General features: G+C 39.9%; 20 protein-coding genes. 15 read left to right on the plus strand and 5 right to left on the minus strand.

Translation table 11 applies throughout. The features are described from left to right. The first annotated feature begins 83 nt into the window (after positions 1-83). Both A3K93_RS04240 and A3K93_RS04245 read left to right on the plus strand, forming a co-directional pair. On the plus strand, positions 84-773 hold the full coding sequence (locus A3K93_RS04240) for an MFS transporter (RefSeq protein WP_442855654.1): 690 nt from the start codon (positions 84-86) through the stop codon (positions 771-773). Positions 774-782: 9 nt separating this feature from the next. Beyond that, on the plus strand, positions 783-1,457 hold the full coding sequence (locus tag A3K93_RS04245) for a hypothetical protein (RefSeq protein ID WP_067729238.1): 675 nt from the start codon (positions 783-785) through the stop codon (positions 1,455-1,457). A gap of 16 nt (positions 1,458-1,473) precedes the next feature. On the opposite strand, the gene A3K93_RS04250 is transcribed toward A3K93_RS04245, so the two are convergent. Beyond that, complete coding sequence (locus A3K93_RS04250; RefSeq protein WP_067729240.1) at positions 1,474-2,331, minus strand: SDR family oxidoreductase; 858 nt, start codon at positions 2,329-2,331, stop codon at positions 1,474-1,476. Between the two features lie 117 nt (positions 2,332-2,448). On the opposite strand from A3K93_RS04250, the gene A3K93_RS04255 reads away from it, so the two are divergent. After that, on the plus strand, positions 2,449-2,820 hold the full coding sequence (locus A3K93_RS04255) for a winged helix-turn-helix transcriptional regulator (RefSeq protein WP_067729243.1): 372 nt from the start codon (positions 2,449-2,451) through the stop codon (positions 2,818-2,820). An 8-nt stretch (positions 2,821-2,828) separates the two neighbouring features. Continuing rightward, on the plus strand, positions 2,829-3,545 hold the full coding sequence (locus A3K93_RS04260; protein WP_067729245.1) for an endonuclease/exonuclease/phosphatase family protein: 717 nt from the start codon (positions 2,829-2,831) through the stop codon (positions 3,543-3,545). A 13-nt stretch (positions 3,546-3,558) separates the two neighbouring features. Here the strand turns inward: A3K93_RS04260 and A3K93_RS04265 are convergent, their stop codons facing one another. Continuing rightward, positions 3,559-4,740: an MFS transporter gene (locus A3K93_RS04265; RefSeq protein ID WP_067729247.1), complete on the minus strand. Its 1,182-nt coding sequence runs from the start codon at positions 4,738-4,740 to the stop codon at positions 3,559-3,561. A 274-nt stretch (positions 4,741-5,014) separates the two neighbouring features. Here A3K93_RS04265 and cgtA point away from each other — a divergent pair, with 274 nt between their 5' ends. Next, the gene (gene cgtA, locus A3K93_RS04270) at positions 5,015-6,226 is read left to right on the plus strand and encodes an Obg family GTPase CgtA (protein WP_067729249.1); all 1,212 of its coding nucleotides are present in this window, start codon (positions 5,015-5,017) and stop codon (positions 6,224-6,226) included. A 29-nt stretch (positions 6,227-6,255) separates the two neighbouring features. Further along, on the plus strand, positions 6,256-7,389 hold the full coding sequence (gene proB, locus A3K93_RS04275) for a glutamate 5-kinase (protein WP_067729251.1): 1,134 nt from the start codon (positions 6,256-6,258) through the stop codon (positions 7,387-7,389). Between the two features lie 45 nt (positions 7,390-7,434). Here proB and A3K93_RS04280 read toward each other — a convergent pair whose 3' ends face one another. Together A3K93_RS04280 and A3K93_RS04285 are read right to left on the minus strand one after the other, a co-directional pair. After that, positions 7,435-8,031, minus strand: a complete 597-nt coding sequence (locus tag A3K93_RS04280; RefSeq protein WP_067729253.1) for a phosphatase PAP2 family protein — start codon at positions 8,029-8,031, stop codon at positions 7,435-7,437. 159 nt (positions 8,032-8,190) lie between these two features. Beyond that, positions 8,191-8,895: an SIMPL domain-containing protein gene (locus A3K93_RS04285; protein ID WP_067729255.1), complete on the minus strand. Its 705-nt coding sequence runs from the start codon at positions 8,893-8,895 to the stop codon at positions 8,191-8,193. Between the two features lie 482 nt (positions 8,896-9,377). On the opposite strand from A3K93_RS04285, the gene A3K93_RS04290 reads away from it, so the two are divergent. The 9 genes from A3K93_RS04290 to A3K93_RS04330 all read left to right on the plus strand — a co-directional run bounded on the left by A3K93_RS04290 (position 9,378) and on the right by A3K93_RS04330 (position 21,369). Beyond that, positions 9,378-10,751: a diaminobutyrate--2-oxoglutarate transaminase gene (locus A3K93_RS04290; protein ID WP_067729257.1), complete on the plus strand. Its 1,374-nt coding sequence runs from the start codon at positions 9,378-9,380 to the stop codon at positions 10,749-10,751. Between the two features lies 1 nt (position 10,752). Beyond that, on the plus strand, positions 10,753-12,285 hold the full coding sequence (locus tag A3K93_RS04295; protein WP_067729259.1) for a pyridoxal phosphate-dependent decarboxylase family protein: 1,533 nt from the start codon (positions 10,753-10,755) through the stop codon (positions 12,283-12,285). 324 nt (positions 12,286-12,609) lie between these two features. After that, complete coding sequence (locus A3K93_RS04300; protein WP_067729261.1) at positions 12,610-13,632, plus strand: substrate-binding domain-containing protein; 1,023 nt, start codon at positions 12,610-12,612, stop codon at positions 13,630-13,632. A 105-nt stretch (positions 13,633-13,737) separates the two neighbouring features. Continuing rightward, entirely contained in the window at positions 13,738-15,117 is a 1,380-nt protein-coding gene (gene pstC / locus A3K93_RS04305; protein ID WP_067729263.1) for a phosphate ABC transporter permease subunit PstC, read from the plus strand. After that, positions 15,117-16,511: a phosphate ABC transporter permease PstA gene (gene pstA, locus A3K93_RS04310; protein ID WP_067729265.1), complete on the plus strand. Its 1,395-nt coding sequence runs from the start codon at positions 15,117-15,119 to the stop codon at positions 16,509-16,511. Before pstC ends, pstA begins: the two co-directional genes overlap by 1 nt. Before the next feature lie 61 nt (positions 16,512-16,572). After that, positions 16,573-17,436 (plus strand): phosphate ABC transporter ATP-binding protein PstB, encoded by an 864-nt coding sequence (gene pstB / locus A3K93_RS04315; protein WP_171255087.1) that lies wholly within the window; start codon positions 16,573-16,575, stop codon positions 17,434-17,436. A 96-nt stretch (positions 17,437-17,532) separates the two neighbouring features. Further along, a complete protein-coding gene (locus A3K93_RS04320; protein ID WP_067729266.1) occupies positions 17,533-18,243 on the plus strand; it encodes a hypothetical protein in 711 nt (236 codons plus the stop codon). 47 nt (positions 18,244-18,290) lie between these two features. Beyond that, entirely contained in the window at positions 18,291-19,253 is a 963-nt protein-coding gene (sohB, locus tag A3K93_RS04325; RefSeq protein ID WP_067729268.1) for a protease SohB, read from the plus strand. Positions 19,254-19,389: 136 nt separating this feature from the next. After that, a complete protein-coding gene (locus tag A3K93_RS04330) occupies positions 19,390-21,369 on the plus strand; it encodes an Ig-like domain-containing protein (protein ID WP_067729270.1) in 1,980 nt (659 codons plus the stop codon). On the opposite strand, the gene A3K93_RS04335 is transcribed toward A3K93_RS04330, so the two are convergent. After that, positions 21,304-22,329 (minus strand): IS30-like element ISAba125 family transposase, encoded by a 1,026-nt coding sequence (locus A3K93_RS04335; RefSeq protein WP_081408510.1) that lies wholly within the window; start codon positions 22,327-22,329, stop codon positions 21,304-21,306. The two genes, A3K93_RS04330 and A3K93_RS04335, sit on opposite strands and share 66 nt — an antisense overlap. Positions 22,330-22,500 lie beyond the last annotated feature (171 nt).

Genomic DNA, 22,500 nt, shown 5'->3' on the forward strand with positions numbered 1-22,500 from the left:
ACCACATCACACTTTTTATCATAATAGAAAGAAACAAGAAGACAAGGGACGCCTTTTTGAAATTAAAATATGTGGTGTATGTGATGACCTTTATTGCAGCAACAGCGCTATGTGGCAGCTTGCTGGCAATTTGGGTATTTCAGCATTTTAAAATTCATATCCCTTTAGAAAATCAGCAAGTCAAAATTGATCTTCAAGAGCCATTACAAGCGGAAGTGCAAATACACGATGCATTGAATGTGGATGTCTCTGGGCGTGTAAATACTGAAATACCTATTCATGAAAACCTAAGTATTCCTTTGCAGCAAACTTTAAATCCACGTGTTTATTTTGATAATCATGTTCCAATTAAAACGGTCATTCCTGTCCGTGAAAAATTGGTAGTGCAGCAAAACATGCCCGTAGATACTCGGGTTAAAGTTAAAGTTTTAGGTAAAGACATTAGTTTGCCACTACGCGGTAATATTCCAATCAATTTAAATATTCCATTGAACTTAGATGTACCACTCGATCAAAAAGTCCATTTGAGATTTGATGCACCAGTCAAAGCATTATTAAAAGAAAATTTAAATATTCCACTTAATACAACTTTAAAAACTAATATCCCGATTCAAGGACATTTAAATGTCCCAATTAAAACAGCTTTAAAAGCATCTGTGGATGTACAGAACACATTGCCGATCACCATTAAACAAGGTGAATTACTTATTCCACTGAATACACTCAAACTTAAAAAAGCTGAACCATCTACATCGACGGAAGCTGAGAAGTAGAGGTGGCGAGTGAATAAGAATATTTACTACGGATTATTTGCATTTATAGTAGTGACATTACTCATAGCCACACTCATTTGGTTCTATCTGAATATACAAGCCTCCATGCAAGTCAGTGCACGTAATTCTTCAATACGATTGTCAGATGAATTGCCGACTAAAATCGCTGTAGGTAATTATTTGCAAACACATGCACGAGGGAAATTAGATACCAGTATTGATGTTAATCAAAAGTTGCAACTGCCTTTACAGGGGAAATATCGCGCCAATCTACAATTTATTGTTGAAGTGCCTGTAGCAGTAGATGTGGATTATCAGACCAATATTTCAGTCGATCAGATGATGCCTCTTAAAGCGGATACCAGCCTTATTTATAAAACCAAATGGTTACCCAAATTTCCTTTAAAACTTGATGTTCCTGTCAAACTCTCTGTTCCATTTCATTTAAAACGACAGTATCACATCCCTATTAAAATTTTATTTAATGGACCTGTGTATATGGAATTTGATGAGCATGTTTTGATCGCTGTGAATCATCTATTTAAGCCGAGCATTGTTATGGATGATGCAATGACCACGCGTAAAATTGCGGACTTTAATGCGACATTAAAGAATATAGAACGCAATACACAAGCGAATTTGGAGATGGAAATGGATCTGAAACTGAGTCAGATCCATAAATAAAATTTAAAACTTGGAGTTAAGCATTTAATGAGTTTCGAATGACTGTAGAAAGTGATGTCGTTGGATGACTTAATAAGGCTTCCAAGTCTTTTCTATCCGTTGCCATCACACCGTGAGAAGTTTTGAAATCGACATCGGCTAAAAATGCTGAAAAAGCAGCATCTAGTCCAACTTTGACCAATAAACTCTTATAGGCTTCAGGTGTTAAATCTTCATAGCGAACGGTTTTACCTGAAACTTGAGAGATCGTTTGCGCAAGCGTGGCTTTGGTAAAACTTTGAGAGGAAGCAAGTTCATACGTTTTACCATCATGATTATTACCGACCAATACACGTGCAGCTGCTTCAGCATAGTCTGAACGTGGGGCAGCGTTGATCTGTCCATCTTGAGCAGCACCGTAAATCACACCTGAAGCAATATCTTGCTGAATTGAGCCTAAATAATTTTCCACGTACCAATTATTACGTAGGAATGTGTACGCTAAACCACTTTCACGAATCAGTTGTTCAGTTTCTCGATGCTCTTGTGCTAAACCAAGCGGAGAGGAATCTCCATTCAATAAACTGGTATAAGCAATATAAGGTACGTGAGCCGCTTTTGCCGCTTCAATGACAGCTTTGTGTTGTGGCGTGCGACGACCAATTTCATTGGCTGAAATTAGCAGTAATTTGTCGATTCCTTGAAGAGCAGGTTGTAGAGTTTCTGCTTGATCATAGTCGAAATGACGAACGTCTATACCTTGAGCTTTAAATGATGCAGCTTTGTCTGTATGACGTACTAAAACAATAATATTTTCTGCATCAGTTAATTTGAGTAGGTGCTGTATTACTAATTGACCTAGCTGACCTGTTGCGCCTGTAATTGCTATTTTCATCGTTAAACCCTCATTTTTGTATGAAAAATAAACTTGATGATGAAATAGTAATCTGATAACTTACTAAATGTAAGTACGTACCAAAAAGTAAGTTTATTACCTGTAGGAAAGATTTTTATGGCTAGCTATGAAACCAGTAAATTGCTTGGTCAAGTTTTATCCACTGAATGTCCATCACGTGAAATTTTGGAACATCTCACCAATAAATGGTCTGTTCTCATTTTGCGTTGTTTAAATGAAGGGGTGCATCGTTTTAGCGAGTTAAAGCAGCGCATTGAAGGAATTAGTGAAAAGATGCTAGCTCAGACTTTAAAAATACTGGAACAGGATGGTTTTATTTTAAGAACGGTATATCCCGTTGTTCCACCAAAAGTGGAATATCAACTAACGATTACGGGTTCACAAGCAGCAGAAAAAGTGATGCAACTCATTAATTGGATTGAACGTGGTTTACCTGAGATATTGGAAGCGAAGCCTAAGATAGAGTGATTTTAGTCATGATATTAAAAATTGTGACATGGAATTGTAACGGTGCTTTTCGTAATAAATTACATTTATTAGATGAGTTTGATGCTGATATTTATGTGATTCAAGAGTGTGAAAATACAGAGATTGCAAAGAAAAAATTTGAAGCATGGATGCCAAATTATCTTTGGAAAGGAAATAATTTAAATAAAGGTTTAGCAGTATTCGCTAAATCAAATTTAAAATTAGAGTTATTGAATTGGGAAGATCAAGGACTAGAGTTATTTTTGGCTGTCAATGTCAATGGCATTCAATTTATTGCAATATGGACAAAATATGCAAACTCACCGACTTTTCAATATATAGGTCAACTTTGGAAATATTTGCAATTACATCAAGACAAGATTAAAGAAAAACCTAGTATTTTATGCGGTGATTGGAATAGTAATACGAAGTGGGATGTTTGGGATCGTTGGTGGAATCATTCAGATGTTGTTAATCAATTAGAAAAAATAAATATAAAAAGTATTTATCATTTGGTTAGAAATGAAGATCAGGGTAAAGAAACTCAAGCGACCTTTTATATGCATCGTAATGTATTAAAACCTTTTCATATCGATTATCTATTTTGTTCACTTGAATTAATTGATCTGAGTAAGTCAACTTGTAACCTAATGAATAGAGATTATTGGTTAAAATATAGTGATCACATTCCTATGCAATTTAATCTTAAACTAATTAATGATTAAGGCTTGGCTCTATTTAGGTTTTACTAAAATCATAGCGATCCAAAACTAAGATCCCAATCGAGAATATAAAACCTAAAACAACACAACCAAACCATGCAAAGTGCTCCCAAGCATAAACAGCACCGAGTGAGCCAATTGCCGCACCACTAAAGTATATGGTCATATAAACGGCATTGATGCGCGAACGCGCTTTCATATCAATGCGATAAACTAAGTTCTGATTCAGCACGTGAAATGCAGTTAAACCAAAATATGCCATGAGTACGCCAAGTGCATACACCACAATATTTTGCTGCGCGAAATACAAAGGAATGCATGAAAAGAGCATTAAGCCAATACAGAGTTTTGCTACAAAATTCTCTTTACCAAGACCTACCGTTTTACCTGACCAGCGTGAAGAAAAAATCCCAATAATCCCAAGTAAACCAAATAAACCAATTTCAAAATCAGTAAATTCATAAGGTTTATTTGCTAAAACAAAGGTCATAGAGGTAAAGATCATCGACAAAATGCCAAAGGCTAAAGCACCTGCGACAGCGCGTCGAATTAAATGTGGATGATGCCGTGCCAATTGAAATAGCGACTGATAGATACCAATGACACTTAAATTAGATTGATTTGAGGTATTTGGCAATTTCTTCCACATGAGTGTTGCAAAGAGCAGGGTAATAATGCCACTACTCAAATACACCATATTCCATGACCAATAGGTTGAAACAAAACCTGCAAAAGTCCGCGATAAAATAATCCCGAGCACTAAACCACTCATGAGTTTGCCAACAATGGCAGCACTCGACTCAGGTGGACTAATGGTCGATGCAAAAGGCACTAATATTTGTGCCGAGATGGCACCAAAGGTCGCACACAAAGTAAAGAAATACAGCGTTGAAAGTGTTGTACTCAATGAAAGACAAATTTGTGCAATAGCAGCAAACATCATTAGGCTAACAATCAGTTTGCGCTTATTAAATAGATCGCCCAAAGGAACCAATATCAGTAAACCTAAGCCATATCCAATTTGTGCAAGAACGACGGAAAAACCTGCTTGGCTCTGACTAATCCCTAAACTATGTGCAATTGAGTAAATTAAGGGCTGATTGAAATACGCTGAACCTGCACATAAACCACATGCCATTGCCATCAATAAAACGAATTGCGGTGATAAAGGACGCTGACTATTAGGGTCTAATTGCATAGAAGTTCAAAAGTACTGATTGGAAAATGCACTATAAATGGGTTAATTAAAAAACAAAAATAAGAATTAGCGATGAGATCATTCATATTATATCTATTTGAAAATTAGTGACTAATATGAAAAGTACCAATCGAATACGCAATAAAACCCTCTAAACTGAATAAAATTCACGGTGAGAAGCGCTATCTTCATGGAATAGCCCATAAAACTAGTCGAGAAATTTAGTAAAATGTGGCAGAATATGCGGTTTTAAAGTTTTTAGAGGATTGGCAATATGCGCTTTGTTGATGAAGCAGTCATTACCGTAGAGGCTGGCGACGGTGGCAATGGCGTAGCCAGTTTTCGCCGTGAAAAATTCGTACCATTTGGTGGTCCAGATGGTGGTGATGGTGGTCGTGGCGGTAGCATCTACGTTCAAGCCGACAACGATACCAGTACCCTAGTCGATTATCGTTATACACGTAAGTACCGTGCAGAACGCGCAAAAAATGGTCGTGGGGCGAACTGTGCAGGCCGTGGTGGTGAAGACACCATCTTATTAGTTCCAGTTGGAACAACCGTTGTAGATACTGAATCTGGCGATATCATCGGCGATTTAATTGAAGATGGTCAACGCGTACTTGTGGCAGCAGGTGGTGAAGGCGGTTTGGGTAATACTCATTTCAAATCATCAACTAACCGTGCGCCGCGTAAATTTACCCATGGTACCAAAGGTGAATACCGTGAAATCCGTTTAGAGCTTAAAGTGCTTGCGGATGTTGGCTTATTGGGTATGCCAAATGCGGGTAAATCTACCTTCATTCGTTCAGTATCTGCAGCAAAACCAAAAGTAGCAGATTATCCATTTACCACCATGGTGCCTAACCTAGGTGTGGTCGATGCCGATCGTCATCGTTCATTTGTTATGGCAGATATTCCAGGACTTATTGAAGGTGCGGCAGAAGGCGCGGGTCTTGGTATTCGCTTCCTGAAACATTTGGCACGTACACGTATCTTGTTGCATATCGTTGATGTACAACCAATGGATGGTTCAGACCCTGCTTACAATGCAAAAGCAATTTTGGCTGAGCTTGAGAAATTCTCTCCAACGCTGTCTAAATTGCCAATCGTATTGGTCTTGAACAAAGTCGATCAATTACCTGCAGAAACTCGTGATGAATGGTGTGACCATTTACTTGAAGAAATGCAGTGGACAGGTCCAGTCTTTAAAACTTCTGGCTTAACAGCGGAAGGTACTAAAGATGTTGTGTACTACTTGATGGATGAAATTGAATCTCAACGCGAACGTGAAGTTGAAGATCCAGAATATGCTGCAGAAATGAAAGCATTCCGTGATCAGCTTGAAGCTGAAACACGTGAACAAACCATCGCTGCAAAAGAAGCGTATCGTGAGATGCGTCGTCAACAACGTCTTGCCGGTATTTTGGGTGATGACGAAGATGATGAAGATGGCGAAGACGAAGCAGAATCGTATTACGTACGTTAAGCTCTGATGACAGAGTAACTGAGGACAAAATGGTAGAAGTGGTGGATGGGCAACGTCAGCTCGAAGGTTTTAAACGTATTGTCGTTAAAATCGGATCATCTTTACTTACAGCAAATGGACAAGGTTTAGATATTGCAGCGATCACCCATTGGGCAGGTCAAATTGCAAATCTACACAATGAAGGACACGAAATTATTTTGGTGTCATCAGGTGCTGTAGCAGAAGGGATGGTTCGCATGAAACTGCAAGAGCGACCCACTGATCTACCTAGTCTTCAAGCGTGTGCTGCCATTGGTCAAATGGGTTTAATTCAAACTTGGTCGAGCGTTTTGGAAAGTTTTTCAATTCAAACGGCTCAAGTTTTATTGACTCATGATGACTTGGCAGACCGCCGTCGTTACTTGAACTCATGTGATGCTTTACAGCATTTAATCGATTGGCGTGTGATTCCGGTTATTAATGAAAATGACACGGTATCTACCGATGAAATCCGTTTTGGCGATAACGATACCTTGGCTGCTATGGTGGCAGGTCAGGTGCATGCAGACCTTCTAATTATCCTCACGGATCAGGAAGGGATGTTTGACTCAGACCCACGTTCTAATCCAAATGCAAAATTGTTCCACACAGTGCGTGCTATGGATGAAAGCCTATTTGATATGGCTGGCGGTGGCGGTAAATTTGGTCGTGGTGGTATGTTGACCAAAGTTCGTGCTGCACGCTTGGCAGCAAAATCAGGTTGTCCAACTTTGATTGCGAGTGGTGATAGCGACAACGTACTTGCACGTTTAATGTCGGGTGAATTATTGGGTACGATGTTTGTGACCGATAAAGACCGCATGACTGCACATCAGCAATGGCTTGCTGCTCACTTACAAACGGCAGGTCGTCTTGTAATTGACGATGGTGCGGTGAAAGCGATTAAAGAAAATCATCGTAGCTTATTGCCTGTCGGGGTAAAAGCAGTCGAAGGTCATTTTGATCGTGGTGATGTAGTTGAATGTGTCGATACCGAGGGGCATCGTATTGCTGTCGGTCGTGTCAACTTTAGTTCACGCTCTGCTGATATTGTTCGTGGTTTACCTTCGGATAAAGTTCATCAGGTTCTTGGTGAAGCGCGTTCACTTGAAATGATTCATCGTAACCATATGGCGATTTATTAATTGTATGCTGTATAAAAAATCCCGCTCAAATGCGGGATTTTTTTATTATCGAATCCATTCTTTACGGATAAATACAGCAAATATTTTCTGATGAATCCATAAAATCCCATCCATCAATTGATCTGAATATTTCCACCACAGTGGTAAACCTGCCAAATTCACGATTAACGCAATACAGAATGCACCGAGCATATCAATCGGGAAATGCACACCCACATAGACTCTTGACCATGCAACGAGCCAAGCAACACACAATAAAATTCGTCCGACATCGCGCTTGGTTGAAAAGTAATAGGCAAAGGCAATCCCACTAAAAATACTCATATGATTACTGGGGAAAGAACCTGTTGCATCGTGTTGAATAAGTGTCTGCCCGACATGCATCACGAAAGGACGTGGCGTATTTAAAACGGCAGAGAGTATTTCGCTGATACTGAGTGTAATAGCGGTAAAAATAAAGGCCTTAACGATACCCGTTTTCGTCTCTCGATTACCCATAAACCAAGCAATTACAAAGCCCAGCAGCATCAGATAAACCAAGTCATGGGCAATAAACATGGCATAGTGCATCATGATTGAAGATGCATGTTCAGGGACATTAAGTTGATAGAAAAGGTCTAAATTGAGTTGTTCTATGGACATGAAAGTCTGGTATAACGCGAAAGTCGCCTTACTTTAATCACTTCCCAATAAATTGCCTACCTTAGTTTGAGTGAAATTGTAGCAATGATGTTTTAATTGAAATATCACATAATAAAAAACCACCAAAATGGTGGTTTCATATTTAGATTGAATCAAAAATTATTTCAGCTGGATTGAACCGTTGGCTGTAATCGTCATTTGTGATTCACCTGCTGCCATATCTTGTTGTGGCATTGCCATTTCAGGTGCAGCAGACTTCATCATTGCCATACGAGCGACAGGTTGATGACTATAATTGTTGGTGTTCGTATTAAGATTAATTAACTGATAACCTGATTTACTCCAAGCCTGTGCAAGACTTTGTGCACGTTGCTGAAAGTTTTTTGAAGCTTCGATCATTAGCTCATTTTCAACCTTTTTTCGTTTTTCATCCGAAACTGTAAATTCAATAGATTCAGTTTGGAAATTTTGCTGAAGTTCTGCAATGAGTTGTGAAGCCGCTTTAAAATCTTTGGACTCAAGTCTAACTTGAGCACGACCGCGCCATTCTTTGAGTTTACGGTTGTCATTGTCATAAATTGGATAAGTGCTTTGAGAGCCTGTTTCTAGTTTTACTGCAGGATATTTTTTGGCAATTGCCACGGCAGAGCTCATCAATTGATTAATTTCGGCAGCAAGTTGGGCGGGTTGTTTGTTTGATTTTTCAATATATAACGCTGCATGCATTTCATCATTTGAGATTTCACGATTGGCTTCAGCACTTAAATTAATGACATTGTAATTGAGTTGTTCGGTTGGTGCAGCATGACTTAAAGTCGCGAGTGCAGAGGCAAGTACAACGGTAGATAAAGCTGCTAGACGCATATTTTGTGTCCTATTATTTTGAATCTTGATGAATGTTTTGTGTATCTAAACATATTAAAACTGAATCATGTTGAATATCAGAACGCTTTGTCTGAAGATTGTTAATGAAAAATTTAAATGAAATGCTAAAAAATAAGAAATATAGTTTTAGAATGAATCATTTAATCGTTTAAATATATGAGAATAATCCATTGAAAATTATTAAGAAAATACCGAAAAAATGAGATAAAAAGATTGTCCTACTAAAAAAAATGCATATAATTTGAACGCAGAGCGGTTTTTAGAGAAAAAACATCTTTTTTGAAAGGAAATTAGTAGCAAAAGCTCTATTATTTTTTGAAAAAAACTGTATCATCCGCCGTCTAGTTAGCCATTACACAAGAGCTCTTAAAACTGACTAGAAATCCATAAAGCACCGAGTCAAAAGACCGAAAGTCCCCCGACTTATTTTTATTAACCCATATCAGAGATGGTAATTCGATATGAGCGTTTCTTCAGTAAATTCTGCCACTAAGTCTACTAACGAATACTATTTGACTCGCCAAAGTCAAATGGAATCCAATGTTCGTAGCTATCCACGTAAACTTCCACTTGCGATAGCAAAAGCCTTAGGGTGCTGGGTTACCGATGTCGAAGGTACAGAGTACCTCGATTGTTTAGCTGGGGCAGGGACACTGGCATTAGGCCATAATCACCCTGCGGTCATTCAAAGTATCCAAGACACACTTGCAAGCGGTCTCCCTTTGCATACTTTGGATTTAACAACGCCTTTAAAAGATGCTTTCACTGAAGCACTACTTGAGCAATTACCAGGTGGTAAGGAAGAGTATTGTCTACAGTTCTGTGGTCCGTCTGGTGCAGATGGTACAGAAGCAGCAATTAAATTAGCAAAAACGTACACAGGTCGTAGTTCTGTGATTAGCTTTTCCGGTGGCTATCATGGTATGACACACGGTTCACTCGCAATGACAGGTAACTTGTCTGCGAAGAATGCCGTAAATGGCTTGATGCCAGGTGTACAATTTATGCCTTACCCACACGAATACCGTTGCCCATTAGGTCTTGGCGGTGAAGCGGGTGTTGATGCATTAACCTATTATTTCGAAAACTTCATTGAAGATGTCGAAAGCGGTGTAACCAAACCTGCAGCTGTGATTCTTGAAGCGATTCAAGGTGAAGGCGGTGTGGTGACTGCACCTGTGAAATGGTTGAAAAAAATCCGTGAAGTGACTGAAAAGCACAACATTGTACTAATTCTAGATGAAGTACAAGCTGGCTTTGGTCGTTCAGGTAAAATGTTTGCCTTCGAACATGCAGGCATTGAACCTGATGTTGTGGTGATGTCAAAAGCAGTGGGTGGTAGCTTACCACTTGCAGTACTCGGTATTAAACGTAAGTTTGATGCTTGGCAGCCAGCAGGTCACACGGGTACTTTCCGTGGTAACCAACTTGCGATGGGTACGGGTCTTGCTACGATCAAAACCATTAAAGAGCAAAACTTGGCTCAAAACGCGCAAGAGCGTGGTGATTTCTTACAAGCTGAATTGAAAAAATTAGCGGTTGAATTCCCGTGTATCGGTAATGTGCGCGGTCGTGGTCTCATGATCGGTATTGAAATCGTAGATGAGCGTAAACAAGCAGATCACATGGGCTCATTACCAGGTGATGGTCAGTTAGCAGCAGCAATTCAGGCGGCTTGTTTTGACAACAAATTGTTGTTAGAAAAAGGTGGTCGTAACGGCACAGTGATTCGTCTACTTTGTCCACTGATCATCAACCAAGCTGAATGCGAAGAAGTCATTGTTCGCTTCAAGAAAGCTCTTGCTGAAGCACTAGTTGCAACTCGAGGTGCGTAAGATGGTTGATTTTGCAGAACATCGTAAAGCGTTATTCTGCAATGATGCACAATCCATTGCTGACTATCAGTCAGCAATGGATTCAGCTGTAAAAGCTGTCTCTGCATGGTTGCAAAATGACAAAATGTACACTGGCGGTAGCATTAAAGAGCTGCGCTCGGTAATTGCATTCAATCCTTCGAAAGAGGGTTTAGGTGTACAAAAGTCCCTTGATCGTATGATTGAGCTTTTCCTCAATAAAAGCTTAAAAGTACATCACCCGCATTCTTTAGCGCATTTGCACTGCCCGACGATGGTCACCAGCCAAATTGCAGAAGTGCTGATTAATGCCACTAACCAATCGATGGATTCATGGGATCAAAGCCCTGCAGGTTCATTGATGGAAGTTCAGCTCATTGACTGGCTTCGCCAAAAAGTCGGCTACGGTGCAGGTCAAGCAGGTGTATTCACCTCTGGCGGTACACAGTCTAACTTGATGGGTGTATTACTTGCGCGTGATGCATGCATCGCGAAAAACTGGAAAGACGAAAACGGTAATCCGTGGTCTGTTCAGCGTGATGGCGTGCCTGCGGAAGCGATGCGTAACGTCAAAGTCATCTGTTCTGAAAATGCGCACTTCTCTGTGCAAAAGAATATGGCGATGATGGGTATGGGTTTCCAATCTGTGGTAACCGTTCCTGTGAACGACAACGCACAGATGGATGTCGATGCACTTGAGAAAACCATGGCGCACCTTCAAGCGGAAGGTAAGATCGTGGCATGTGTGGTGGCAACTGCGGGTACTACCGATGCAGGTGCGATTGATCCATTGAAAGAAATTCGTGACATCACCAACAAATATGGCGCATGGATGCATATCGATGCAGCATGGGGTGGTGCGTTAATTCTTTCGAATGACTATCGTTCTATGCTAGATGGGATCGAGCTTTCTGACTCAGTGACGCTAGATTTCCATAAGCATTATTTCCAAACGATTTCATGTGGCGCATTCTTGCTGAAAGATGAAGCGAACTATCGTTTCATGCATTATGAAGCGGAGTACTTAAACTCGGCTTATGATGAAGAGCACGGTGTACCGAATCTTGTATCGAAATCACTGCAAACAACTCGTCGTTTTGATGCGTTGAAATTGTGGATGACGGTTGAAGCACTCGGTGAAGAACTTTACGGTTCTATGATTGATCACGGTGTGGGTTTAACCCGTGATGTTGCAGCTTATATTGATGCAACGGACGGTTTAGAAATGTTGGTTGCACCACAATTTGCTTCGGTATTGTTCCGTGTAATTCCTAAAGGTTATCCAATAGAATTACTCGATACATTGAACCAAAACGTGGCGGACGAATTGTTTGCACGTGGTGAAGCGAATATCGGTGTAACCAAAGTCGGTCAAGTTCAATCATTGAAGATGACCACTTTAAGCCCGGTTGCGACTTTAGACAACGTGAAGAACTTGCTGGCACTTGTGCTTGCAGAAGCTGATCGTATTAAAGGTTCAATTGCTGATGGTACATATACACCTGCAATTGATTAATCGATTGTTTGTGTAAAAAAGGCGCTCAATCGAGCGCCTTTTTTTAATCAAAAGTATGTCATTTCATCTAATTTTATTTTTAAAATATAAATTTCCTTACATCTGCTATGCGTCAATTGGTAGGGGTGTTTGTAATTACGGTAATTTTAAATATATGATAAATATAAATAATATTTAAAAAATGATTCTGTTTTGAGAAATCATAAAACTGTCATAAACCCGTAACTTGCTTGTCATATTCTAAAATCAAAATGCTGGTATCGAAATAAGTACATAACAAAATCCATGTTGCGTACTCATATGACTTAAAAAGAGAGATACACAATGCAATTGATAAAAATAGCACTTGCCACCGCAGTGATTGGGGCAGCAGCAACCACTACAAATGCAGCACGCGACACCATTCAAATCGCAGGCTCATCTACAGTTTTACCCTATGCCAGTATTGTCGCAGAAGAATTTGGTCAAAATTTCCCGCAGTTTAAAACCCCTGTTGTTGGCTCTGGCGGTACATCGGGTGGTTTAAAACAATTTTGTGCAGGCGTGGGTGACAATACAATTGATATCGCTAATGCATCGCGAAAAATTAAAAATACCGAATTAGACGCATGTAAAAAAGCCGGTGTAAATCAGATTCTTGAAATGAAGATTGGCTATGACGGTATTGTTTTTGCTTCAAATGCAAAAAAAGCGGCATACAAATTACGTCCACAACATGTCTATGCAGCCCTCGCTGCTGAGTTACCAGCCAATGGCAAAATGGTGCCAAATCCATACACACGTTGGAATCAAATCGATAAAAACTTACCGAATGAAGCAATTACACTCATTATTCCTGCTTCTAATCATGGTACGCGTGAAGTCTTCCAGGAGAAAATGGTGGACGCTGGTTGTGAAACGTATGCTGCAATTAAAGCTTTAGATAAAGATGCACAAAAGAAAGTCTGCTCGAGCTTCCGTAAAGATGGTCGCGTGATTGAAATTTCAGGTGATTACACAGAGACCCTTGCTCGATTAAAAACGTCTCCGCATGCAGTCGGTGTTTTTGGATTAGGTTTCTATGATCAAAACCGTGACAAATTGCGTGTTGCAACCGTGAATAATGTCATTCCTTCAGAACAAACCATTTTAAATGGTGCTTATCCAGTATCTCGTCCACTCTACATTTATGTGAAAGGTGAGCATCTCAAATCTATCAAAGGTCTGAAAGAATTTTCTGAATATTTCCTCAGTAAAAAAGTCTCTGGAAAAGGATCGAAATTGGATAAAGCAGGTTTGATTGCATTATCTGATAAAGACCGTGCTGCAATTCTTGCCAATTTTAAAGCAGGCAAAAGCGTTAAATAAGCGTAATAGCACGTCCATGATGAAGCTCGCTTCATCGTGGATGATATTTGAGGTCAAATGTTTGATTGAGCAGCATTTGCCCGATCTAAATAAATTGGAGAGTACATGAATTTACTCCTCATTGGTGTGTTGTTGGCACTGATTGCGATTGCTTATCAAATTGGACTGACCAAGAGTAAGAGCTTGGCAGGTGTCGGCAAAAACTCTGCTGCACTACATTCGCGTCCAAAATATTATGCAGCATTAGTCGCTTTATGGTGTGGTTTACCTGCATTTCTCATTTTATTGGTATGGAATATTGTTGAACCATTCCTATTAAAACAAATTGTTGTAGATCATGTGCCGGCACAATTAATTGCAGGTCTAGATCCAGCAAGTTTGAGTGTATTGATTGATCGTGTGCAAGCCATCGCTTCAGGCTTTGGAGTCAATGATCAAGCTCAGGTTTATGAGTTACAAGCTGCAGCTGAATTGGCTAGATTCAGTCAACTTGCTCAATATGCAAAATTAGTAGTGGTCTTAACAGTGGCAATTATGGGATTGATTTGGGCAAAGCGAAAAATCAGTGCGCAATATCGTGCCCGCAATCATGTTGAGAAAATCATGAACATCGGCTTGGCACTTTGTTCTGGTGTAGCCATTCTCACCACCATTGGCATTGTCATGTCGATGTTTAGTGAAGCGATGCGTTTCTTCAGCTTCGTGAATCCCATCAGCTTCTTCTTTGGCACAGTGTGGGATCCTGGTTTTAGTACCACAGGTAATGCTGAAGGCAGTTATGGCTTATTGCCTTTACTATGGGGAACGCTCATGGTTAGTGGCATTGCATTACTTGTCGCGATTCCTGTCGGTTTAATGATTGCTATTTATTTAGCGGAATATGCATCTCCGAAATTTAGAACTTGGGCAAAACCAACTATTGAAATATTGGCAGGTATTCCAACAATTGTTTATGGGGTATTTGCGCTCATGATCATTGGACCCTTTGCCAAATCCTTAGGTGCCAGTATCGGTTTAGACATTAATGCGACCAGTGCGCTAACCGCCGGTTTTGTCATGGGCATTATGATTATTCCTTTTGTATCGTCACTCTCAGATGACATCATTACTCAAGTCCCACGTGCGATGCGAGATGGCTCCCTTGGACTGGGTGCGACCAAATCAGAAACCATTCGCCAAGTTGTGATTCCTGCTGCATTACCAGGAATTATTGGTGCTTTTCTATTGGCTGCATCGCGTGCAATTGGAGAAACCATGATTGTGGTCTTGGCGGCAGGAAATAGCCCCTTGTTGCACATCAATCCACTTGAAGCGGTCTCGACAGTGACCATTACCATTGTCAATCAACTGACAGGGGATACTGATTTTGCCAGTCCACAAGCCCTTGTTGCCTTTGCATTAGGACTTACGCTGTTTGTAATTACCTTGGGACTTAACATTGTTGCACTGATGATCGTGCGTAAATATCGCGAGCAATATGACTAATGACAACATCTCAAACAACGACACCGATTGATGAAGTGATTGAGTCAAAGTTGGCTCAAGAGCGACGCGAAAAACGTAAACAAATTATCCAAAGTTCTTTGTCTAAACGCCATCGTAAAGAAAAAACCTTTAGATGCTTAGGGTTGAGTGCAGTGATTTCAGGTTTATTTTTTGTTGTGCTGTTATTTGGCAGTATTTTGGCAAAGGGTCTGCCTGCATTTTGGCAAAGTAGCATGAGTTTACCAGTCTACTTCGATCCAAAAGTCATTGATATTGCACCGAAGCCCATAAAAAAATCCCAAGAAACACCCGCTCAATTTGAACAGCGTTATATTGCTTGGCAAACGCAAGTTGGCATGGTGGATTGGGATCAACTGATCATCAATGCCATGACTGCTAAATCACCTAAACTAGAATCTCAGCGCGATGAGTTATCTTCTATTTATACCAGCTCAGAAGCATATCGTATTCGAGATATGGTGACAGAGAATCCACGTTTAATTGGACAAACAAAGACCGTTAAAATTTTGGCAGATGCCAATGTGGATGTATGGTTAAAAGGCAATATTAATCGTGAGTTAGCCGATGATCAGCAACAATTGAGTCCTGAAGTTCGCACCATTGCAGATGAGTTAAAAGCAACTAATATCATTGAAAATAGTTTCAATACTAATATCTTTTCTAGCCCTGACTCTAGAAGTTCACCTGCAACATCAGGTTTGGCGGGCGCCTTTATGGGCTCGTTATTTATGATGATGATCGTGATTTTTATCTCGATTCCAATTGGTGTGGCGTCAGCCATTTATTTAGAAGAATTTGCGCCTAAAAATGTCATCACTGACATTATTGAAGTCAACATTAATAACCTTGCGGCTGTCCCATCGATTGTATTTGGTTTACTGGGTGCTGCGATTTTTATTGGTTGGATGCATTTACCACTTTCTGCACCATTGGTTGGCGGATTGGTCTTGAGTCTAATGACACTGCCAACAGTTATTATCACGACACGTGCTTCACTTAAAGCCGTTCCACCTTCTATTCGTCAAGCCGCTTTGGGTCTTGGTGCATCACGCTTACAAACGGTATTTCACCATGTATTACCGCTAGCCATTCCAGGTATTTTAACCGGAGCGATTATTGGTGTCGCACAGGCACTAGGTGAAACTGCACCTCTACTTCTTATTGGTATGAGCGCCTTTGTGGCAAGTGTACCTGCGACACCGTTTGATCAATCTTCCGCACTTCCTGTGCAAATCTTTTTATGGCAAGGCAATGAATTGCGTAACTTTTTTGAAGGACGTACCGCAGCAGCCATCATCGTATTACTTGCACTCATGATTGGACTAAATGGTTTGGCCATTTGGTTACGTAAGAAATTTGAAGTTCGTTGGTAGGGGAGACAGAATGATGAAAACCACAGATATATTGAAGGCTTTAGAAAAGGATCAAGTCACCATGCCGCACTCGACACAAGACAGTGATGCTCAAGACATAGAGCAGCCTGCGACTTCTTTTATTTCACAATTTGATGTACAGACAGAACAAAGAAAAGAGATCAAACGTGATGTTAAAATGAGTACTTCAAATGTGCATGTCTACTATGGAGAAGCAGAAGCCATTAAAGGTATTGATCTGAATATCTATGAAAATGAAGTGATTGCCTTTATTGGGCCATCGGGCTGTGGTAAATCGACATTTTTACGTACGCTCAACCGTATGAATGACACCATTGATGGCTGCCGTGTTACAGGTCAAGTAATGTTGGACCATCAGGATATTTATGATCCTAGTCTAGATGTTGTACTGCTACGTGCGCAAGTCGGTATGGTCTTTCAAAAGCCTAATCCATTTCCAAAATCTATTTTTGATAATGTTGCGTATGGCCCGAAGTTACATGGTTTAGCTCGAGATAAATACGACTTAGAAGAGATTGTAGAAAATAGCCTAAGAAAAGCAGGACTGTGGGATGAAGTGAAAGACCGTTTGAATCAACCCGGAACCGGGCTGTCGGGCGGGCAGCAGCAGCGTCTATGTATTGCACGTACGATTGCTGTATCGCCTGAAGTGATTTTAATGGATGAGCCTTGTTCGGCACTAGACCCGATTGCTACCGCTAAAATTGAAGAGCTGATAACGGAACTTTCACAGCAATATACCATTGCCATTGTGACTCATTCCATGCAGCAGGCAGCACGTGTCTCTCATCGTACCGCTTACTTCCACCTAGGTAATTTAATTGAAGTAAATGCGACAGAGAAAGTCTTTACCCAACCTGATCATCAGCTCACAGAAGCCTATATTACTGGTCGATTCGGTTAAGATGGATTGCTCAAGAAACATTTTAAAAACAGAATCTTAAGATTCTGTTTTTTTGTTATGCTAAGCATAAAATTTAAACGATAAGTCCTATTTCATATGCGCAGTTATCATTTGACCAAAGAGGAAGGTAGGCTTGTTGAACAAGCGCTTAAAGAACTTTATCAATCATTATTTGGTTCGGTATATTTCCCACGTTATATAAGTGCTTTGATGGTCGCGCTAAGTATTATTATGGCGATATTCTTTGCACATGAGGGCTGGTTTCCAACATCACAAAGTCAGGGTATGACCAATTATCATCGCTGGATCTATGATGTGTATGTAGTCACTTCTATTTTTATCTTGCCAATGATTTATCTCAGGTTCAAACAACTCAATAAAACGGTAACTTTTCGAAGAAAATGGAACGCTTACATCAAAGCATATGCAGAGCATCAATTTAAATTAAAACAAGTTGTGGAAAATTCCGACAGTGAAAGTTCAGGTCAGCAAAAACTGAATGATTCGAGCTTGAAGTACTTTTTAAAAAATAAATGGTTTCAATATTTGATCATTGGTGCATGTATATATGGATCAATTGCGATGTATATTTGGGTGACACCTTTTGTAGGAAGTCGAGGATCAAGTTTTTGGATACTGACATGGTGGCCAATCAATGCCTTAATCATAGGTCTACTTTATTACGCTCAGTTTCCTTTGTTCCTACGTTTATTATCTATTGAAGAGGTCAATCGGCACTACCTACATTTGAAATTCAAAGCTTCTCGAGATAATTCTGTGAACAGAGTTGAAAAAATGCCAAATTGACCTAATCTAGAAGACATAAACCCAATTAAATTGAGAATCGATTTTTTATGTTATTTCATACTTCAAAATTGCCTGCTGAAATTCGTATTGCGCATCTCAATGCCCGCATCAACGAACAACGTAAAAAAATCGCGCAAACGACGGCATCAAAATTAGAGTTATTACAGTTAACTCAACAACTTTCTAAAGAAGCACGTGCACGTAAAAAGAATAATCAAAAAATTTATGTCCTCGATTTTAAAGGTGATACAGCAGCATCTGCTGTTGAACAACTGCGTGAAGAAACTACCCTCATTTTAGCCACTGCAAAATCAGGTCGTGACCGTGTAGTGGTTCGTCTTGAAAGCCCCGGCGGCATGGTGCATGGCTATGGCTTGGCTGCTGCACAACTGGTTCGTTTACGTGATGCAGGGTTTCATTTGACCATTTGTGTCGATAAAGTTGCTGCAAGTGGTGGATACATGATGGCATGTATTGCTAATGAAATCGTATCTGCGCCGTTTGCAGTGGTCGGTTCTATTGGTGTGGTTGCACAAGTACCTAACTTTAATCGTCTACTCAAAGAAAAGAATATCGACTTTGAGCTGTATACCGCAGGTCAGTACAAACGTACCGTGACGATGTTTGGTGAAAACACCGAAGAAGGTAAGGCTAAGTTTGAAGAAGAACTGCAACAAACCCATGCACTGTTTAAGCACTTTGTTGAAAAATATCGTCCACAGCTTAATGTTGAAAAAGTGGCAACTGGTGAGCATTGGTATGGTCAAGATGCCCTTGATTTAAACTTGGTCGACAGCTTAAAAACTTCAGATGAATATTTATTATCACTGCTTCCACAGCATGATGTGTATGTGATTGAAACTCGTAAAAAACCGACACTTGGTGAGAAACTTGGTTTACAAGCGGCTCAAATGGCGGATTCAATTGTCCCAGCAGTCATGAATAAAGTCATGGAAACGTTGAGTAAAGCTAACTCAAGTTTAGTGCAAATGCGTGATCCTAAACTTTAAGCAGTATTAATGATTAAAAAGCCAGCGTTCTGCTGGCTTTTTTACGTATAAATAACGGAGTTTAATTTGTTCTACTGAGCCAGATTTGTTAATTTGAACGCATTCAGGATTTATAAATTTTAATATTGGGGACATCATGACGAAGATCGTCGTTTATAGTAAAGATCATCTTATACCATTACAAAATACACAAAATAATCAAATCGTTTTAAATAAAAATTCATTGGTTTTGATTCATCATCCTAAAGAAAGTATTGCGTCAATTGAACGTTCAGGCACTTCAGCCATTATTCATCTTAAAAACGGTGAAACCATCGTTTTGGAGAATTTCTTTAATTTAGAGGGAACACCTGAAAACCAAATTGTGCTCAGTAATCCACAAGGATATTACGATGTAATGTTGTTGGACGAGCAAGGTCAGCTGATTCAGTACAACCCTGTAAACAATATTAATGTCTTAGCCAATAGTCCGAATTGGATCAGTTCTACACAAGTCAATGCAATTCAGGCAGCAGCTGATGAATCTACGCCTTGGTATAGTTCAAATATTATTAAAGGCGGCTTGGCACTAGTTGCAGCCGAAGCGCTTTATCTGACCGCATTTAAAAAAGATGATGATAAAGACAATACACCTAAAGATACCATTGCACCTGCTACACCCAAAGGTACTTTAGATGAAGCAGGAAAAGTCATCACAGGTCAAACTGAGGCGAATGCAAAGATTTATGTGATTGATGCTAATTATAATGTACTGGCTGAAGTCCAAGCAGATGCATCGGGAAACTACAAACTGAGTTTAAGCCGCGACATTGTGAATAATGAAAAGGTTTATGTTTATGCTAAAGATGCAGCAGGGAATTCTTCTTCATTATTGGCTTTAACAGGCACTAAAGATACTTTGGCCCCGGAGGTTGAATCAGCACAGTTTTCAGAAGATGGAGCATTCGTCACCGGTAAAACTGAAGCAAAGGCAAAGGTTTATGTTTATGCAGAAGATGGTGTGACAGTATTAGCTGGCCCAATTACCGCTGCAGCGGATGGCACATTTACGCTGAATTTAAATCCACCTTTGTCATCAAATGATAAAGCTAAAGTCATTGCAGTCGATGAAGCTGGGAACAAGTCAACTGCTTATGAAGTGATTGTTGGGCAAGATACCATTTCACCGGCACAACCTCTTATCGAAGTAAGCACCGATGGAACTTTGATTAAAGGCAAAGGTGAAGTTGGAACAACGGTTCAGATTTTAGATGCCAATCAAAATGTGATTGCAGAGCAAGTGATTGGTAGTGATGGCACTTTTAATATCACTTTAAATCCCGCGATGACAGACACATCGAAATACAGTCTGATGCTGAAGGACAGTGCGGGCAATCAATCTAAAGCCGTTGAGTTAAAACTCGGCTTAGACACTTTAGCACCTGAAGAAGTTCAAGCAACATTGAGTGATGATGGTAAGAAACTCACAGGTACAGCAGAAGCAAATAGCACGATTGAAGTTAAGAGTGGAACGACTGTAATGGGTACGGGTCAAGCGGATGCTTCTGGGAAATTTGAAATCACACTCACAACTGCATTATTAAACAATAACAAAGCGACAGTGATTGCTTATGATGCGGCAAAGAATGCATCGCCGTCTTTGGAGATTACAGGGACTAAAGACACAGTAGCACCGAACAAAGTTGTACTTCGTACTGTGACTGATGATATTGGGGACAGTAAAGGCTCAATTACGTCTGATAGCACGACTGATGACAGTCAACCTAAGTTTGAAGGCACAGGTGAGGCTGGAGCAACCATAACCATTTATAACCATGGTATTCCCATTGGAACGACGGTGGTCACTTCAAATTCAACGTGGTCATTTACCCCAATTAAGCCTCTGGAGTTGGGCGAACAGAGTATTAGTTTTACACAAATGGATGCTGCAAAGAATACCAGTGATATGAGTGATGCATTTAAATTTACTGTTGTTGCTCAGGTAAGTGTATCTGAGAGCGAAGAGAATATAGATGTAGAAAGTCTATTATCTGAAGATAACGGGGCGAATTCAAACATGAGGTGCGACAGTTTCAAAAGCCTTATGATAATCAACAAGCTGAGCAAATTTCTCTAATGGTGTAAGCCAATCTAACGCTTTTCTAGGGCGAGTATTCAGAGACATGGCAACTTGATTTAAATAATGCTGATCTGCCTGGTTTAAATTAATCCCTTTAGGTAAATATTGCCTAATTAAACCATTCATATTTTCGCATGTGCCTTTCTGCCATGGCGAATGTGGGTCACAGAAATATACATCTATGCCTAAATCTTCTTCGAGGATTTTATGTTCTGACATCTCACGTCCACGGTCATAGGTCAATGTTTTACGCAGTTCTGCGGGTAAATATTTCAGAGCTTCAGTTAAAGCCTTGCGCACTGATTCTGCCTTTGCATCAGGTAATGTTGCCAAGATACAGAGCCGTGTATTTCGTTCAATAAGTGTTGCTATCGAACTTTTATTGTCTTTACCTTTAATTAAATCGGCTTCCCAATGACCCGGTATTTTTCTTTCTTGAACTTCGGTTGGGCGCTCATGAATAGTTTTAATATCCTGTAATATAGAATCTTTTTTAGGTTCACCGTTAGCTTTTCGCTTTTTATTTTCATGACGCAGACAGGATAGTAAGTCTTTTTTCAGCTCACCCTTTGGTAATGCTCGTATCGTTGAATAAATCGTTGTATGGCTTACATTCATTGTTTGATCCAAATCAGGAAATCTCTTTAAACGCTTTGCTATTTGCTGAGGAGACCATAAACAACGGATCGCTTCAACAATAAATTTCCAGAGGATTGAATCGATTTTGAGTTTTCTGTGACCACGTCTACGTCTAGCGAAGGTGTTATCAGAAGCATATTGAGCTTGATAAACGTCATTGATGCTATTTCTTTTAAGCTCACGATAGATCGTACTAGGATGTCTTTTAATGAGTTCAGCAAATTTTCTGGGTGAAAAGCCTTCTTTTCTTGACTCAAGCATTAATGCAGTACGATCTTCAAAGTTAAGATGATGGTATGACAATTTTATATACTCCATAAACCCTTTAAATTAATTAGGTGGTTTATGTCGCACTTCAAGTTTTACTCTGCCCGGTAATGGTGAAATTGATAACTTACTAAGTCAATTTGATACAGATACAGCAAATACAAATTTAAATAGTGCTGCACCATCTATATTGGCTACAAACATTGCTTCTACCAATCCGCA

The organism is Acinetobacter sp. NCu2D-2 (assembly GCF_001647675.1).
In the GTDB taxonomy this organism is placed as follows: domain Bacteria; phylum Pseudomonadota; class Gammaproteobacteria; order Pseudomonadales; family Moraxellaceae; genus Acinetobacter.

Excerpts from the sequence above, each read along its gene's own strand:
- proB (WP_067729251.1), top strand. The coding sequence starts at position 6,256 with ATGGTAGAAGTGGTGGATGGGCAACGTCAGCTCGAAGGTTTTAAACGT.
- A3K93_RS04255 (WP_067729243.1), top strand. The coding sequence starts at position 2,449 with ATGGCTAGCTATGAAACCAGTAAATTGCTTGGTCAAGTTTTATCCACT.
- A3K93_RS04265 (WP_067729247.1), bottom strand. The coding sequence starts at position 4,740 with ATGCAATTAGACCCTAATAGTCAGCGTCCTTTATCACCGCAATTCGTT.
- A3K93_RS04320 (WP_067729266.1), top strand. The coding sequence starts at position 17,533 with ATGCGCAGTTATCATTTGACCAAAGAGGAAGGTAGGCTTGTTGAACAA.
- A3K93_RS04290 (WP_067729257.1), top strand. The coding sequence starts at position 9,378 with ATGAGCGTTTCTTCAGTAAATTCTGCCACTAAGTCTACTAACGAATAC.
- A3K93_RS04250 (WP_067729240.1), bottom strand. The coding sequence starts at position 2,331 with ATGAAAATAGCAATTACAGGCGCAACAGGTCAGCTAGGTCAATTAGTA.
- A3K93_RS04260 (WP_067729245.1), top strand. The coding sequence starts at position 2,829 with ATGATATTAAAAATTGTGACATGGAATTGTAACGGTGCTTTTCGTAAT.
- A3K93_RS04300 (WP_067729261.1), top strand. The coding sequence starts at position 12,610 with ATGCAATTGATAAAAATAGCACTTGCCACCGCAGTGATTGGGGCAGCA.
- A3K93_RS04330 (WP_067729270.1), top strand. The coding sequence starts at position 19,390 with ATGACGAAGATCGTCGTTTATAGTAAAGATCATCTTATACCATTACAA.
- pstB (WP_171255087.1), top strand. The coding sequence starts at position 16,573 with ATGCCGCACTCGACACAAGACAGTGATGCTCAAGACATAGAGCAGCCT.
- A3K93_RS04285 (WP_067729255.1), bottom strand. The coding sequence starts at position 8,895 with ATGCGTCTAGCAGCTTTATCTACCGTTGTACTTGCCTCTGCACTCGCG.
- A3K93_RS04280 (WP_067729253.1), bottom strand. The coding sequence starts at position 8,031 with ATGTCCATAGAACAACTCAATTTAGACCTTTTCTATCAACTTAATGTC.
- cgtA (WP_067729249.1), top strand. The coding sequence starts at position 5,015 with ATGCGCTTTGTTGATGAAGCAGTCATTACCGTAGAGGCTGGCGACGGT.
- A3K93_RS04240 (WP_442855654.1), top strand. The coding sequence starts at position 84 with ATGACCTTTATTGCAGCAACAGCGCTATGTGGCAGCTTGCTGGCAATT.
- A3K93_RS04295 (WP_067729259.1), top strand. The coding sequence starts at position 10,753 with ATGGTTGATTTTGCAGAACATCGTAAAGCGTTATTCTGCAATGATGCA.
- pstA (WP_067729265.1), top strand. The coding sequence starts at position 15,117 with ATGACAACATCTCAAACAACGACACCGATTGATGAAGTGATTGAGTCA.
- pstC (WP_067729263.1), top strand. The coding sequence starts at position 13,738 with ATGAATTTACTCCTCATTGGTGTGTTGTTGGCACTGATTGCGATTGCT.
- sohB (WP_067729268.1), top strand. The coding sequence starts at position 18,291 with ATGTTATTTCATACTTCAAAATTGCCTGCTGAAATTCGTATTGCGCAT.
- A3K93_RS04335 (WP_081408510.1), bottom strand. The coding sequence starts at position 22,329 with ATGGAGTATATAAAATTGTCATACCATCATCTTAACTTTGAAGATCGT.